Genomic DNA, 14441 nt, shown 5'->3' with positions numbered 1-14441 from the left:
ATTTTAAATGTTTTGTTTATTAGAGTTCTTCTGGGTCTACAAATTTCACCTCTGGATACAAATCGCTCGGTCCCTGAATCAGATCTCCACCCGTTTCTTTCAGCTGCTTGTTAAAGAAATCGAGTACATATTGATTTATGATATTTGATCCTCTTTTACCATTGATGTCTCCTGTGATCCCGGACAGTTTAACCAGCTCCGAATAGAATTGAAGGTCCGTGAAATTGAAGTGCTGGGTTCCTTCTACATAGATCACATTTCCCCCATGATCGATAACATTTTTCATGATGTGCAGCTCATCTGAAAGAAATTTAGTTACTTCATCATCCGAATTTCTATCCACTTCAAAATTGGCTAACCAGTCTTCAAAACTTCCTGATCGGATGAACATAAACGGCTTGTTTATATCATCTCTATTTTCCACTTCATATAGTGACCCATCCATATTAACCCCGGCCTTGATTCTCTGATCTAAATACGTTGCATTAAACGCGGTTGCACCCCCAAAAGAATGCCCCATCGCGCCTATGTTATTTAAATCGATCTTGCCTTTAAATTGACTTTCGATTGCACCTGAATTCAGCTTTTCGATTTGATCGATTACAAACTCCACGTCTTTCGTCCATATCTTCCCTGTTTTTGTACGTTCATCTAGTGTAGTCGTACTTTTTTTATAATCCGTTACACGGCCATCTGGAAAAAGCGTAGCAAAGGTGCTATACGTATGATCGATGGTGACCACGATAAACCCATGACTGGCCAGATTCTCCGCCTGTGATGCTTGTAGAACTCTACTAGTTCCCATACCATGAGATAGCAGTACCACGGGATAAGGACTTGTGGAAGGTAATATTTCTACATTTTCATAAGAGTTGGTGTGACTATACTTCAAGTAGTCGAGTACAAATTCGGGCATTTTTAAAGAAGCAGAGAAGCTCTGAATATACTTTTTGAACATTTCTTTATTATTTGGAAACAGCGTGTCACGCTTGATATTATTCCTATTTTCAGTAGGGTACCAAACTTGAACCATTAGTTCCCTCTTATCGCTTTGATCTTCAGTGAAGACTTCATCTCTGTTCTGATCTGTAAAATGAAAGGTTTGAGTACCCACTTTCTCTGGACCATCCGGCTTCGGCAAATTAAAGACAGGTAAGTATACAGACAAGGCAGTAGAAGCAACCAGCAGAATGACAATCAGGGAAGATAAACTATATTTCAAGAACTTCCCTATTTTTAGATTCATCATCTTTTCGGAATGTCTGAGTAAAACAATAATTATGAATAGAGCCGTCATGATATATACCAAAAGCAACTGCCATCTGTATCCCTCAACTAACAATTGAACTACGAGTATAACGCTACTTCCTATCCCCAAACCCAATCCTGTTTTCTTTGCACTTCTTTTAATAAATAGTAGGTCTACGAGTAAAGCAAAACAGGATAGAACTAACAGTATCTCAAATAATCTCATGTTGAATTCCTCTCTCTTTCATCACGGCAACGGCCGAAACCATATTTATTTTGCTTCGTTCATAAATGCTCTTACATCTTCAGCAATTTTTTTGAATTGAGTATGATGTAAATAATGTGAACCATCCATAGTGATGACTTTCCCATGTACTGAATCTTTGATCTGCCCTTCATGCAACGGAATCCATCCTTCAACACCTTCATTATTTGCTTGTACAAAGAGAAGAAGTGGAAGGTCTTTAGGGAAGGTTAAACCTCGAGCACCTTTGAAATTGGAATAAATATGATCCATCTCATTTAATGACGTGGGATTATACATGTTTTTATTTGAGATCATTTTCATCTGCTCAACTGTGTGATCGTCAAATGCCAGTCCCTCATAGGGGTCTGCATTTACTTTCATCATTAATCTTAAGAGACCTGTATTTCTGAGAAGCGCAAACGTTTTTAATGGGAACTTCGCATCTGTAATACTAGGTTGGGTGGAAACACTACTGTCGATACCGACAAAAGCAGTCACCTCACCCGGATATTTGTTCACATAATCAATGCCGTAAATGCCTGCAATAGAGTGACCCATAAGCATGTACTGATGAATATCAAGTTGTTGCAGAGCTTCATGAATTTCACTTACGATATTCTCTGTGGTTCTTTCTTTTTCAGTTTCATCACTTAATCCATAACCGAATGGCTCAACAGCAACCACTTTGTAATATGGAGATAATTCATCAATAAGCAGCTTGAAATCAAGCGCTGGTGTTGCTGTTCCATAACCGGGCAGAAGCACAATCGTTTCCTTGCCTTCACCTTGAATGAGCACATTCATATTTTTCCCGTCTACAGATACATGCTGACCGTAGGGCTCTATCTTTTTCGCCTCTGAATTACTACTAATCACATTTGTGATATAAACAATACCTAGAAATAGAATAATGGCAATTAAGATTGCGCCCAGTACTTTAAGTATAATATTTCGTACCTTCTTGAGCCTGGTTCTGTTCTTGGCTTTTTTTCCTTCTGGTAGTGTCACTCTGATCTTCTCCTGTCTTGAACTGTTTGTTCGGTTGTCTTCTTTGCTGCTAATGAAATCTTATCCAATGAAAATGTACTCCCCGTGACGTCAATATGAACTGAATATGAATAAGTCAATCAATATTTATTGCTGCGTCATAAAACTCCTGAATTTTTCAGCGATTTCTTTGGCATGGGAACGGTATAAATAATGATTTGCTTCGAGTAGCATCACTTCACCACGCACAGAATTCTCTATTAACTTCTCATGTTCAGGAACCCAATTCTCCGCTACCGGATGATTCTTTTGAACAAAGAAAAGAACCGGGAGATTAACAGGCAACGTTTGCTGTTCAGCTGCTTTAAAGTTGGAATACATGCTTACAATCTCGTTTAATTGAGTTGAATTAAACATGTTCTTTTGTATCAAAATGTTCAATTGTTCTTTGGTTTGTTCATCATACGGTAGCCCAGCATATGGATCATCACTCATTTTTAATTGCAAACGTGGGAAACCCAAGTTACGGTACCATGTAATCGGTACGATTTCTGATGCTTCAACCTTCTGTTCACTAATCGCTGGAACACTGGTGTCCAGCCCAACGTATGCACTTACTTCATCTGCATATTTGTTCACATAGTCCAGACTATAGAGCCCTGAAATGGAATGACCCATTAAGATATACCGATCAATATGTAGACTTTGCAGCGCTTCGTGGATTTCACTGACGATATTTGCTGTGCTGCGTTCCTTGTCAGTCTGATCACTCAATCCATAACCAAAAGGTTCAACCACAACGACTTTATAATAGGGGGATAGTTCTGAAATAAGTGGCTTAAAATCAAGTGCAGGTGACGCTGTTCCAAAACCCGGCAGAAGCACAATCGTTTCCTCGCCTTTGCCTTGAATAAACACATTCATATTTTTCCCGTCTACGGATACATGTTGACCATATGGTTCCATTCTTTTTTGCTCCGAATAACTGCTGATTTTGTTAACGGTATACACGGTAGCTACAAAAAGTAGGATTACGATAACGATTGCGGCAAACACTTTAAACAAGATGTTTAACACTTTCTTTATTTTGCTTTTACTCTGTACTTCTTTCTCTACATGTTGATTCACATTCATCTGCTCCTATCCTCATCTGTATATTGGCCTAACAGGCCGCTAATTCAAGCCTAACTAACAAAGATGTACTCCCAATGACCTTAATATGAACGGAATATGAACAAGCAAAAAAAATGCCATGTTGTAACATACAAGGAAGCTTGCATGTTACACATGGCATAAAAATTCGGTTTAAATACTCCGTGGATATTCTAATTCATTCACCTATCCTGTGAGCCTAACTATCCGTTGGTGGATGGATGGGCAACGTGATAATAAAGGTCGTACCTTGACCAGGTTCGCTTTCCACTCCGATGTCACCCTGATGAAGCGATACGATCTGTTTAACGATTGCTAGTCCCATACCACTCCCGTCGTATTTACGACTGTGGGAACGATCTGCCTTGAAAAAGCGGTCGAATATACGCTTCTGGTCTTCCAGGGGAATTCCAATGCCCGTGTCGGATATTCGAACAGTCACATTTTTGAAATCCTCTTCGATACGGACTTTAATCATACCGCCATCCTTGGAAAACTTGATGCTATTTCCTATGATGTTTGTCCATACCTGATTTAACTGGTCGTGATCAGCCGTTACCTTCACGTTCTCCAAATCAAGCTCGAAATGAATGTTGCGCGCAGACCATTGCGGCTGAAGTGCCACAATGACCCGCCGGATCTGTTCATCAAGGCTTAAGGAATTGAGCCTTAGTTGCTGTGACTGCGATTCAAGCAAACTCAGCTTGAGCAGGCTATCGCTCATTTTGGACATTCGTTTCGCTTCAGAGATGATAATATCCAGGTAACGGTTTCGCTCTTGTTCTGAGAGGTTTACTTGCTTCAGTGCCGAAGCGTAACCGGATATCGAGGTGAGCGGAGACTGAACCTCGTGTGAAACATTTGTAACAAATTCCCTGCGCATCTGCTCCAACTGCTTCAGATCATGCATCATTTCTTCAAAGCTGCGGGCCAACGTACCAATCTCAGTCGTTTGCTTGATGTTCAACTTGACGTTGAAATCTCCAGCTGCAATCCGTTTAGTCGCTTTAGTCAATTTCTTGATTGGTCTCACCAGATATACAGAAGCAATCAGGATTAACAAACTTCCTGTCATCAACGAACTGATTGCAAAGATCAAGCCCCACTTGACCACAAACGTGGCTGAGGGAGGTGAGAGTGTTTCCAAAAACATCGCTTTGGTTCCCATCTCCGTTTTCAAAGGCAACCCTAAAATCACCGTAGCGATCCCATCCCTCGTATCTTGAACAACGCCCCCAGCTAATACTTTCTTTAGTTGCTCACTCGTCACAGCAGCAGACTTATGTCCGTTAAGTTTTCCGTAAGACTCGAACTGACCGGAAGCTTCGTAAATTCGGATATGATAGGAATTGAGCTGCTTCATTCCACTTACATACAAGTCCGCTTCACGTAAAGGCAGGGTCTTATAAATCTGCACAACGTCTTGGCCAAAATTACGCAAGTTAATTTGAGCGTTTTGGTTCAATTTGTCCTCAAATATCCAGGTAGACACAAAAAATGAAATGACCGTACCAGCGATGACAGACCCCAGAAAGGTCAGGACCACACGAATATATATGGATCGGATCATTCATGGACCTCAAGTCTGTATCCTAGCCCACGCACCGTTTCAATCCGAAAGTCAGGTGTAGTCGCGAATCGTTCGCGAAGGCGCTTAATATGTACGTCTATTGTTCGATCATCTCCGGCGTAGTCAATTCCCCATATCTGATCAATCAACTGCTCACGTGTGTAGACTTGTCCTGGTGTTCCAGCAAGTTTATACAATAATTCAAACTCCTTAAGTGGTAACGTAAGCGACTCCGTACCTCTTGTCACCTTATACGTCTGACGATCCAGAATGACGTTGCCAAAATGGATTGTGTGTGTAGAGCCAATTTTGTATCGTTTCAGCAATGCTCGGACACGAGCGGTAAGCTCCAATGGATCAAACGGTTTGGTCAAATAATCATCCGTCCCCAATTCGAATCCTTTCACTTTCTCCCAAGTCTCTCCTCTCGCGGTCAACATGAGTAGCGGGAGGTCGGGATTCGATCTTCGGAGTTCCTTGCACAGTGCCCAACCGTCCATAACAGGCATCATAATATCAAGCACAACCAGATCCACTGGAGTTTCGCCATACACGGTGAGAGCTTCCTTACCGTCGGCAGCTTCCACCGTTGTGAATCCATCGTTTTTTAGAAATAAACAAACGAGTTCGCGAATGTTCGCATCGTCGTCTGCAACGAGTATAGTAGCCATAGTTTTTTTCTGTCCTCTCCGTTACGTTTAAATATATAGTTCAACTTCTATAGTAAATAGTAAAACATCGTGCTTATAGTAAGTCCACAGCAAACATCGTATGTTCTTTCAACATTCCCTGGATTGGCACAGGCTGTGACCCATTCTCCTTGAATCCTGCTTTTTGAAGGACACGGATGGAGCCTGTATTATCAGGTACAGCGCCAGCTTCGATTCGAGTAATTTCAGTTTCGTGTTTGGCAAACTCCAGCACACATTGCAGGGCTTCGCTCATATACCCTTTTCCTTGATGTAGAATATCCGTCACATAACCAACGATCCATTTTGGGGTAGAATCCAATATTATCTTGAACAAAGAAATTTCACCGACGAGTTCATCCGTTGTATGTAGAAAAAGTCCAAAAGAATAGCGATTTCCTTCTTCTCTCTTCTTGTTCCAGCTCTCAATAAGTGACCTTTGCCCTTCCAGGCTGTAGAAAGAATCATCCCGATTACTCGCTGTGATTTTCTCGATTTCCGTACGGTTACGAATCTGTAGATCCAGAAGCAAAGAGGCATCTTCCACATTCCAAAATCTTACATAGATACGTTCTGCACTATATTTCATTACATTATTCCTCCTCTATTACATTAGGTGAAATGGGCTGCAATTTCCCTGTCATATCCCCCCGTTTGCCGTCAGCGGATTGTACTTTGATTATATCAGGTCATTATAGGAGTACGAGCGAATCAACGAGAATTGTTTCGCCAGAAAATGCGGGGAATAAGGCATATCATTACGCAGCCAGGCGACAATGGTACCAATCAGGGCCGAAGAACCGTACCAGATTGCGATTTCTTTGTGAATGCCGGACTCTTCCAGTTCATCCTCCATCTCCACCCGATCAATCTTGGCTTTGACCAGCGTACTCAACAATTTGAGCAGTCGTTCGGTAAAAATCGGTGTGCGCTTTGTAGCAAGTACCACCTGATAAAACGAGGCGTTCTCTGCAAAATGCTCCAGTAACTTGACCAAAACAGGCCAAGCCTCTTCCGTCCTTTGTTTCTCAAAATGAGGAGCATATTCATCCACGATCCGTTCAATATGCTCGATCATCTCATCGGCCATCTTCTCCATCATATCCGTAATATCACGATAGTGCAGGTAGAAGGTTACCCGATTGATCGTCGCTCGTTCGGCAATTTTGTTGACTGACAACTTCTCAATATCCATTTCCTGCAGCAATTCAACAAATGCACCTCGAATTAACTGACGTGTTCGCAATATTCTTGGGTCCACGGCTGATTTCTTCTCGTCTTTCACGTGTATCCCTCCTATCAAATTTTAAACATTACAATTTTAAACAATCAGTCGTTTATTTTTGATTTACACAACAAACTCATAATTTCTGTAAAATAAACGACGAAAACACGTCATAACGTAAATTGTAATCTGTCCGAATATGTATATAATTCAATAAATACAATGTAAACTATACAACACGTTGTAAATTTAGTCACGCGTGGATTGAAAGGATGAAAAGGATTGAGTCAGGCTAGAGTACAAGAAGAATTATCCGTAAAGAAAGGCCCCATCCTGTTTATCATGATTTTGGGAGCCTTCCTTGCAACGTTGAATCAAACGATCATGAGTGTCGCTACACCGGAACTGATGGGTGATTTTAATATCTCCGCCGCAACAGCACAATGGTTAACGACAGGTTACATGCTGGTGAACGGAGTGCTGATCCCCATTACGGCCTACTTCATGCAACGCTTTTCAACCAAGCAATTATTCCAAGCTTCCATGTTTATTTTCCTGATTGGTACCATCGTATCCGCTCTTGCAAATAACTTTGGCACACTGCTGACAGGACGTATGATTCAGGCAGCTGGCGCCGGCATTATCATGCCGCTCTTGATGCACGTTATTTTGACTTTGTTTGCTCCTGAAAAACGAGGATCTGCAATGGGTATGGTTGGCTTTGCCATCATTTTTGCCCCTGCAATCGGGCCTACCCTTGCCGGTTATATCCTTGAGAACTACTCTTGGCAAACGATGTTCTACGGCATGATTCCATTAACTCTTATTGTCATTGCCTTTGCGTTTGTATACCTGAAGAATGTATCCGAACGGGTTAGTACAAAGTTCGACACCATCAGCGTGGTGCTGTCCACCATTGGATTCGGCGCATTGCTGTATGGCTTCAGCAGAGCAGGAAGTCTGGGATGGTCAAGTGCAGAAGTTCTTATCTGCATTGCGGCTGGTATTGTTGCCCTTGCTCTGTTTACATGGCGTCAGCTCGTTTCTGAAACTCCGCTGCTTGATCTGCGGGCTTTCAAATACAACATGTTCTCCCTGACCACGGTCATCAGTATCGCGATTACAATGATCATGTATGCTGACATGATGTTGCTTCCCTTGTATCTCCAGAACGCACGTGGTTACACTGCACTGGAGTCCGGATTATTACTCCTTCCGGGTGCGCTTGTCATGGGCTTCCTGATGCCAGTAGCCGGAAAATTGTTTGACCGATTTGGAGCGAAATGGCTCGCTGTAATCGGGATGGTGATCACCATCGTGACGACAATTGGTTTCATCGACTTAACGGATTCAACCAGTTATGGTTACCTGGTATTAATGTCAACCGGCCGCCGAATTGGTATGGCTCTGCTCATGATGCCGATTCAGACTGCGGGGCTTAACCAACTGCCACCAAGACTTGGTGCACACGGTACTGCTATCTCCAACACCGTCAGACAAGTGGCTGGCGCTGTAGGTACTTCATTGCTTGTAAGTGTCATGACCTCCCGTACAACTGCACATGTACAGGATATGATGGCAACTGGTGCAGCCAATGGTCTCAGTCAAAAACAGCTTGCTACAGAATCCATGATCCAGGGTATCAATGATGCTTATGTTGTTATCATCGGTATCGCTGTTGTGGGATTGGTTCTTTCCTTCTTTATCAAACGTACCAAACAAGCCAAAGAGGAAGAAATCAAACAGGTGGTAAGACAAAAAGTTTCTATGAATTCAAATTAAGGTGTCCAGCTTCATACTTGCTTGCATAACAAAGCGGCAGATCAAGACGTTTACGTCTGATCTGCCGCTTTTTAGGTTGTATCCCGTATGATTACTTCTCACTCGCAACGATCTTCACTGGCAGATGGGTCAACGACTGCCCCGGAGCTGAAGTGGCCAGATTATTCTCCAAATCAAAGGAGTCTACCGGTTCAATCCGAGCAATCTTCTCCACAAATGCTGTCAAGGCAATGCTGAGTTCCATTCTTGCCAGTGGGGCACCTAGACAAAAGTGTGGGCCATTACCAAAGGTAAGATGTCTTTTGTTATTAGGACGATGAATATTCAGCTCAAAGGGCTCTTCAAACATCTGTTCATCCATATTGGCTGCACTCATCCAGGAGATGACAACATCTCCTTTTTTCAAATCCACTCCGAGCAGTTGATTATCCTGCTTCACTGTCCGATGTCGCTTGGCATTATGGAACCGATAACGAAGCATTTCTTCCACTGCGAGCGGAACCCATTCGGGGTTCTGCCTGAGTTGGCCATACAAGCTCGGGTCATCGTAGAGGAAGGAATAGAACGTATTTGAAACCATATGGCTTGTTGTCTCTATACCGGCTCCAAGCAGAAGCATGGTCGTGCGAACAACCTCATCCTCCGTGAACTTCTCCCCCTCAACATCAACGTTCAACAGATCGGTAATGATATCCTCACCAGGATGGGTCCGTTTGTGTACCACAATGGGGTACAGGAATTGATAGTACTCTTGCGCTGCAGTTTGTTTTTTCAGTTCACTCTCTTCAGCAGTCTTCGGATTGGTAGGTTGAAACAGAATATCTACCCAATTCTTGAAGCGATGACTGTCTGTGAGAGGGATACCGAGCAGATCAGCCATAACCATCGAAGGCAGCGGAGCAGCCAACGCTTGAACAATATCAATGGTCGTATTTGGCTCAATATCGGCTACCAGCTGCTCTGCAATGTTGCGAATGCGGGGCTCCCAGTTCTTCAGGCTACGCGGTGTAAAAGCAGCCGATAACAACGAACGACTTTTTTGATGACGAGGAGGATCGATACTTGATATGTTTAATTTGTCTGGAGGCGTGCCTTCATTGTTCTTTGCTCCAACGGCAATTGTTGTCCGGGTTCCTTCGGCTGAAAAATACTCATGATTACTCAGAACCTGCTTCACATCATCGTATCTGAACACATTCCAGGTGTCTGTATCTTCGTGATAGTACACAGGATGCTCGGACAGCATTTTTCGAAACCAGTGAAGTGGGAAAAACTCTTCAGATCTGGACTGAAACCCCGTGATGTCCTCAACGCGTATCACTTCTTTATACATTTGGAACCCACCTCTCAGCATAGTTTCGTGATTGGTTACATGGGTACCTGAATTGACAGTTCAGCACCTGATTCCATTTTATACCATACGTTCATTTATTGATATAAACCATTTGAACCAAATCAGAAAAACCCCTTAATATAAGGGGTTTTCGTTTTATACGTATCGTATATTATTTCTGTCGGTGTTTCAGAGAGATCAGCGATATGTACCGATCAATCGCCTAGTTTCGCCAATGCTTCCTGTAGCTGACCAAGCTGTGCAGACAAGGTCTCAATCAAGTCCTGCGTTTGGCTTGCCTTCTCCATTAAGACTTGCTTGTCCGAACCCTCTTTCGATGCTTTACCGATTGGTGATGACGACAATTCCGACAATTCGCGTTTGTATGTTTCTTGTTTCTCCAAAGCTATGCGCAGTTCTTCTTTCGTTGTACCGATCTGATGTTCCAGATATATGATGTCGGACGAATTCGCCCCATCGGATAAACGTTGTGAATATGTCATGGTTCACCTCTTTCAATTTCATCCATTGCTTTGCTAACAGCATAGGGCTCAATATCGATATCCAGCTCCATGCCAAGAGCTAGTTTCGCCAGTTGACTCCCGATAAAAGGACCCATGGTCAATCCAGAGGCTCCAAGTCCGTTCGCTGTAATCAGACCTTGCCAGACGGGGACAGCCCCCATTACTGGCAGAAAGCCAGGTGTGAACGGACGGAACCCAACTCGTACTTCCTGGAATGTACTGTCTGCAAGACCTGGTGCCAGTTCCAGGCCTTTATCCAAAACTTCCTGCATGCCCCCTGCGGTTACTCTTGTATCATAACCCTCCACATCATTTTCATGAGTGGCACCAATCACAATCTTCTGCTGATCAAAGGCCAAGAGATATTGGTCAGAAGGTGGCATGATCACAGGCCAGCGGCCTGTATCCTCCCCATCCGTGACATGTAGATGCATAATTTGTGCCTTTTGATAATGCACTTTAAAGTGTATGCCGAGCGGCTTCAGCAGTTCGTTGGCCCATGCACCTGCACAGACAACGACTTCATCTGCCAGGAAACTCCGATCATTAACACTCACACCAACGACCCGATTTGCTTCGAATTGAAGCGTAGCGTCTCCATGGATCACTTCCGCTCCATTTCGCTGTGCAGATCGGATCAAGGCATCGCGAAGCGCCCTTCCATCTATACGTGCAGCACCGCTGATATGTACCGATTGATAACGTTCATCCAGCAATGGAAAACGCTCACGGGTTTCTTTGGCATCAAGAGGTGTAATGTCGCCAATCTCCGGTGCATCTGCTTTGCGAAGATGGGCCCGTTCTTCCATCTTGTTGATTTTGTCCACATCCGTATGAATACTAAGCGCGCCCACTTGAGCATAACCGGTTTCCGTTTCTCCTTCGCCTTCAAGCTCCGCTATGATGCCAGGATAGAACCGCGCACCAGCCTTGGCGAGCTGATACCAGTCCTGATTACGTCGCTGTGACAGCCATGGACAGATGATCCCAGCAGCTGCATCCGTTGCCTGTCCTATATCTTTTCGGTCTATGATGATTACCTCTGCGCCATGTTTGGCTAATTGATAGGCTGTTGATGCCCCCAGAATACCCGATCCAACTACGATGACTTTCTTCATGTTTGCATTCCTTTCTTTAATCACTCATTCGTTATAGCGTATACCGTTTCGCATTCTGTTGGCAAGGTAGGCGTACTTTTAGATCCATAGATAGAGGCTGATCAGACTACAGTTCATACTCATTCATCCAATAAATAATTGTTGAAGCATTTATATGAAAACGTTTTATATATCGTCCGTCATTCAATTAAAATTATTCCATTTATGTAATATAATTCTTTCTAGGTTTCTTTTAACTCTGTAACCACGCCACTTACGCACATGATCCTTTAACGAAAAGAGGAATAACACAACGATGCCGAAACCTAGCATGGGGAATCCGCTGGATACCGATATGCCGCTCATGATTACAGGGCAAAACCAGTTGACCGTTGATGAATTGATGAATTGGAGCGACCATTCACGGGATTACAGCATTGTACAGTGCATCGGAGGAACAGGGCGAATCGCAGCAAAGAATCATGAATTTTCGATCAAAAAAGGGACCGCTCTCATTTTGTTCCCGGAGGTAACCTACCGTTACCACAATCTGAGTGATTCATTACGATTTGATTGTCTGTCTTTCAATGGCTATTTGTTGCCACGGTTCTTGCATACCTTGCAGATCGGGGAGCTGCGCGCCTTCAAGCCGGATGGAATGCTTCATATCCTGTTGCGTGAAATTACGTTGGCGCTGCAGTCCCGGCACAAGGATCGAATCTGGCACGTCTCCGCATTACTGTACATGCTTTTGGTCAGATTAACCATTGAAGGTGAACGCTATAGTGCTTACGAACGTTCTGATGCCCGACTAAGATTGGATGAACTCATTACTTTTATCAAACAAAATTATCATCAGGATATTTCTCTCCCCATGTTGGCTGAGCAGATGGACGTTACCGAGCAGCACCTCAATCGAATATTCAAAAAAGAATTTCAAATGACTCCATTGGAGTATCTGATGCGATATCGGTTGTTGAAAGCCAAGGAAATGCTCATCGAAAATGACGCTACAACCGCTCATGAAATAGCCAAAGCTGTTGGTTTCAACAGTGCCAGTTACTTTGGATCAGTGTTCAAAAAATACGAAGGGATCTCCCCTATCGAGCTACGCAAGCAGTATCTGGATTAAAGCGCCTCCATATCAATCTCGGCCAGCGAGGATAACCGCAGTTCATGCATGGCGAATTCCAGACCACACGTTACCTCGTTAGGCACGATGATACAACGAATACCTGCTGCATTGGCTGCCTTCAAGCCATTAGGTGAGTCTTCGAACACAATCGCTTCGGAAGCTTCGATCCCAAGACTCCGGAGAGCAAGAAGGTAAAGTTCAGGGTCCGGTTTCACTCGCTTCACATCCTCGGATGTATGAACAACTGTGAAATAATCAAAAATGCCTAATTTCTGCAAGTAACCATGCACCCAGTCCCGTGTAGAGCTGGAAGCAACCGCAAGCTGAATCCCCTTCTGCCTCGCAGACTGAAGCAATTCATACACCCCCGGAAGAATGGCGGCCTGTCCCAAATAGACTTCGTATTTCTGTTCAGAGAGCAGTTTGATATGATCATGATCTATCTTTTTTTGGAGCGCCTGCTCCAGATATAGAAATGGATGAAACTCCTCAAAGGATGTCCCCACATTTTTCGACCATAGCTCCAGACCAAGTTCCACTCCGTGCTCTTCATAAATATCGCGAAATGCATAATACCAGGGTGTCTCTGTATCCACAATGAGTCCATCAAAATCAAATATAAACGCTTTTACCATGAACCTGTTCTCCCTCCATTGATCGGCCGGGGGAGCGGATTAGAAACGTGCGGTCAAGTCCGGATGAGTAACGTTCACGGATAAAAAGTGACTCGTACAGCCCGTTCCAGTTGGCGATTGTACAACTAATCCAGCTCGAAGTTCCCCTTGTATCGGCATGCCGAAATATCGAATTAGTTTCCACTCATCCCCATCGGGTGAATAAAAGAATGATATGCAGTCCTCTACTTTGCGTATACGCAGATAAGGATTAGGTACGGAGACTTCAACCGAATTGCAATCATCGGATGAACCATCACGTGTCACCACCGACACGATGGTAGGCACTTTTCCATCATACTCAAAACAAATTTTGCACCAGTTAAGATCATCCGCCATCACCATCAGACATCCGGAATCATATTGATTTTTCATATCAACGGTTAATTGGGTGGTGATTTCGAAATCGCCAGGCACAGGTATGGACAGGAATGGTGCAGTTGCACGAATGTGCTTCCCCGCTGGATCTTGGAAAAAGTCGGTGTCCGCCTTCGCTTCCACCAGCACACCTCCCTGATCTGTAAAGGACCAGCTTTCGGGCTCGTTCATCCAACTCCATTGCTTCCGCGCTTCTGTTGTCATTACGTTAGTCATTTTTAGCAGCCTCCCAAGTTAAAATATGATCTAGCGGTAGTTCAAAAAGTACGCTTTTGATTACTAAGGATGCCTAGTGGCATCATCAGCATCGAATATGGCATTCAGCCGAAATAAGTGTGGGCTTACGAAGTATGTTTCCTTCGGAAACATTGCGGTTGCTCACGTAGTTTTCCTACGCTCC

14 protein-coding genes are annotated in these 14441 nt (G+C 43.6%); 2 read left to right on the top strand and 12 right to left on the bottom strand.

Annotated features, from left to right (window positions below):
• Positions 1-19 precede the first annotated feature (19 nt).
• The 7 genes from QNO02_RS13790 to QNO02_RS13760 all read right to left on the bottom strand — a co-directional run bounded on the left by QNO02_RS13790 (position 20) and on the right by QNO02_RS13760 (position 7178).
• The gene (locus QNO02_RS13790) at positions 20-1474 is read right to left on the bottom strand and encodes an alpha/beta hydrolase family protein (RefSeq protein WP_289392436.1); all 1455 of its coding nucleotides are present in this window, start codon (positions 1472-1474) and stop codon (positions 20-22) included.
• A 45-nt stretch (positions 1475-1519) separates the two neighbouring features.
• On the bottom strand, positions 1520-2503 hold the full coding sequence (locus QNO02_RS13785) for an alpha/beta hydrolase (RefSeq protein WP_091030829.1): 984 nt from the start codon (positions 2501-2503) through the stop codon (positions 1520-1522).
• Positions 2504-2629: 126 nt separating this feature from the next.
• Positions 2630-3616: an alpha/beta hydrolase gene (locus QNO02_RS13780; protein ID WP_091030831.1), complete on the bottom strand. Its 987-nt coding sequence runs from the start codon at positions 3614-3616 to the stop codon at positions 2630-2632.
• Between the two features lie 217 nt (positions 3617-3833).
• Entirely contained in the window at positions 3834-5204 is a 1371-nt protein-coding gene (locus tag QNO02_RS13775) for a sensor histidine kinase (RefSeq protein WP_289392433.1), read from the bottom strand.
• Entirely contained in the window at positions 5201-5875 is a 675-nt protein-coding gene (locus tag QNO02_RS13770) for a response regulator transcription factor (RefSeq protein ID WP_289392432.1), read from the bottom strand. Before QNO02_RS13770 ends, QNO02_RS13775 begins: the two co-directional genes overlap by 4 nt.
• Before the next feature lie 73 nt (positions 5876-5948).
• On the bottom strand, positions 5949-6482 hold the full coding sequence (locus tag QNO02_RS13765) for a GNAT family N-acetyltransferase (protein WP_091030838.1): 534 nt from the start codon (positions 6480-6482) through the stop codon (positions 5949-5951).
• A gap of 90 nt (positions 6483-6572) precedes the next feature.
• Positions 6573-7178: a TetR/AcrR family transcriptional regulator gene (locus QNO02_RS13760; protein ID WP_062834267.1), complete on the bottom strand. Its 606-nt coding sequence runs from the start codon at positions 7176-7178 to the stop codon at positions 6573-6575.
• A gap of 282 nt (positions 7179-7460) precedes the next feature.
• Between QNO02_RS13760 and QNO02_RS13755 the strand changes: the two genes are divergently transcribed.
• The gene (locus QNO02_RS13755) at positions 7461-8900 is read left to right on the top strand and encodes a DHA2 family efflux MFS transporter permease subunit (RefSeq protein WP_289392769.1); all 1440 of its coding nucleotides are present in this window, start codon (positions 7461-7463) and stop codon (positions 8898-8900) included.
• Between the two features lie 91 nt (positions 8901-8991).
• On the opposite strand, the gene QNO02_RS13750 is transcribed toward QNO02_RS13755, so the two are convergent.
• The 3 genes from QNO02_RS13750 to QNO02_RS13740 all read right to left on the bottom strand — a co-directional run bounded on the left by QNO02_RS13750 (position 8992) and on the right by QNO02_RS13740 (position 11875).
• Positions 8992-10233, bottom strand: coding sequence for a cytochrome P450 (locus QNO02_RS13750; RefSeq protein ID WP_249910798.1), 1242 nt, complete (start codon positions 10231-10233; stop codon positions 8992-8994).
• Positions 10234-10448: 215 nt separating this feature from the next.
• Entirely contained in the window at positions 10449-10736 is a 288-nt protein-coding gene (locus tag QNO02_RS13745) for a hypothetical protein (RefSeq protein ID WP_249910799.1), read from the bottom strand.
• Positions 10733-11875 (bottom strand): NAD(P)/FAD-dependent oxidoreductase, encoded by a 1143-nt coding sequence (locus QNO02_RS13740; RefSeq protein WP_289392428.1) that lies wholly within the window; start codon positions 11873-11875, stop codon positions 10733-10735. Before QNO02_RS13740 ends, QNO02_RS13745 begins: the two co-directional genes overlap by 4 nt.
• A 295-nt stretch (positions 11876-12170) precedes the next feature.
• Here QNO02_RS13740 and QNO02_RS13735 point away from each other — a divergent pair, with 295 nt between their 5' ends.
• A complete protein-coding gene (locus QNO02_RS13735) occupies positions 12171-12986 on the top strand; it encodes an AraC family transcriptional regulator (protein WP_091030852.1) in 816 nt (271 codons plus the stop codon).
• Here QNO02_RS13735 and QNO02_RS13730 read toward each other — a convergent pair.
• Positions 12983-13624: an HAD family hydrolase gene (locus QNO02_RS13730; protein WP_289392427.1), complete on the bottom strand. Its 642-nt coding sequence runs from the start codon at positions 13622-13624 to the stop codon at positions 12983-12985. The two genes, QNO02_RS13735 and QNO02_RS13730, sit on opposite strands and share 4 nt — an antisense overlap.
• A 39-nt stretch (positions 13625-13663) precedes the next feature.
• Positions 13664-14257: a DUF1349 domain-containing protein gene (locus tag QNO02_RS13725; RefSeq protein WP_289392426.1), complete on the bottom strand. Its 594-nt coding sequence runs from the start codon at positions 14255-14257 to the stop codon at positions 13664-13666.
• Positions 14258-14441: the final 184 nt, after the last annotated feature.

Source organism: Paenibacillus sp. PK1-4R (genome assembly GCF_030369595.1).
GTDB lineage: Bacteria > Bacillota > Bacilli > Paenibacillales > Paenibacillaceae > Paenibacillus.
This window is presented reverse-complemented; position numbering and strand designations above follow the sequence as displayed.

Coding starts and splice junctions, on each gene's coding strand:
- QNO02_RS13735 (WP_091030852.1), top strand. CDS start 12,171: ATGCCGAAACCTAGCATGGGGAATCCGCTGGATACCGATATGCCGCTC.
- QNO02_RS13775 (WP_289392433.1), bottom strand. CDS start 5,204: ATGATCCGATCCATATATATTCGTGTGGTCCTGACCTTTCTGGGGTCT.
- QNO02_RS13740 (WP_289392428.1), bottom strand. CDS start 11,875: ATGAAGAAAGTCATCGTAGTTGGATCGGGTATTCTGGGGGCATCAACA.
- QNO02_RS13725 (WP_289392426.1), bottom strand. CDS start 14,257: ATGACTAACGTAATGACAACAGAAGCGCGGAAGCAATGGAGTTGGATG.
- QNO02_RS13745 (WP_249910799.1), bottom strand. CDS start 10,736: ATGACATATTCACAACGTTTATCCGATGGGGCGAATTCGTCCGACATC.
- QNO02_RS13780 (WP_091030831.1), bottom strand. CDS start 3,616: ATGAATGTGAATCAACATGTAGAGAAAGAAGTACAGAGTAAAAGCAAA.
- QNO02_RS13730 (WP_289392427.1), bottom strand. CDS start 13,624: ATGGTAAAAGCGTTTATATTTGATTTTGATGGACTCATTGTGGATACA.
- QNO02_RS13765 (WP_091030838.1), bottom strand. CDS start 6,482: ATGAAATATAGTGCAGAACGTATCTATGTAAGATTTTGGAATGTGGAA.
- QNO02_RS13750 (WP_249910798.1), bottom strand. CDS start 10,233: ATGTATAAAGAAGTGATACGCGTTGAGGACATCACGGGGTTTCAGTCC.
- QNO02_RS13770 (WP_289392432.1), bottom strand. CDS start 5,875: ATGGCTACTATACTCGTTGCAGACGACGATGCGAACATTCGCGAACTC.
- QNO02_RS13790 (WP_289392436.1), bottom strand. CDS start 1,474: ATGAGATTATTTGAGATACTGTTAGTTCTATCCTGTTTTGCTTTACTC.
- QNO02_RS13755 (WP_289392769.1), top strand. CDS start 7,461: ATGATTTTGGGAGCCTTCCTTGCAACGTTGAATCAAACGATCATGAGT.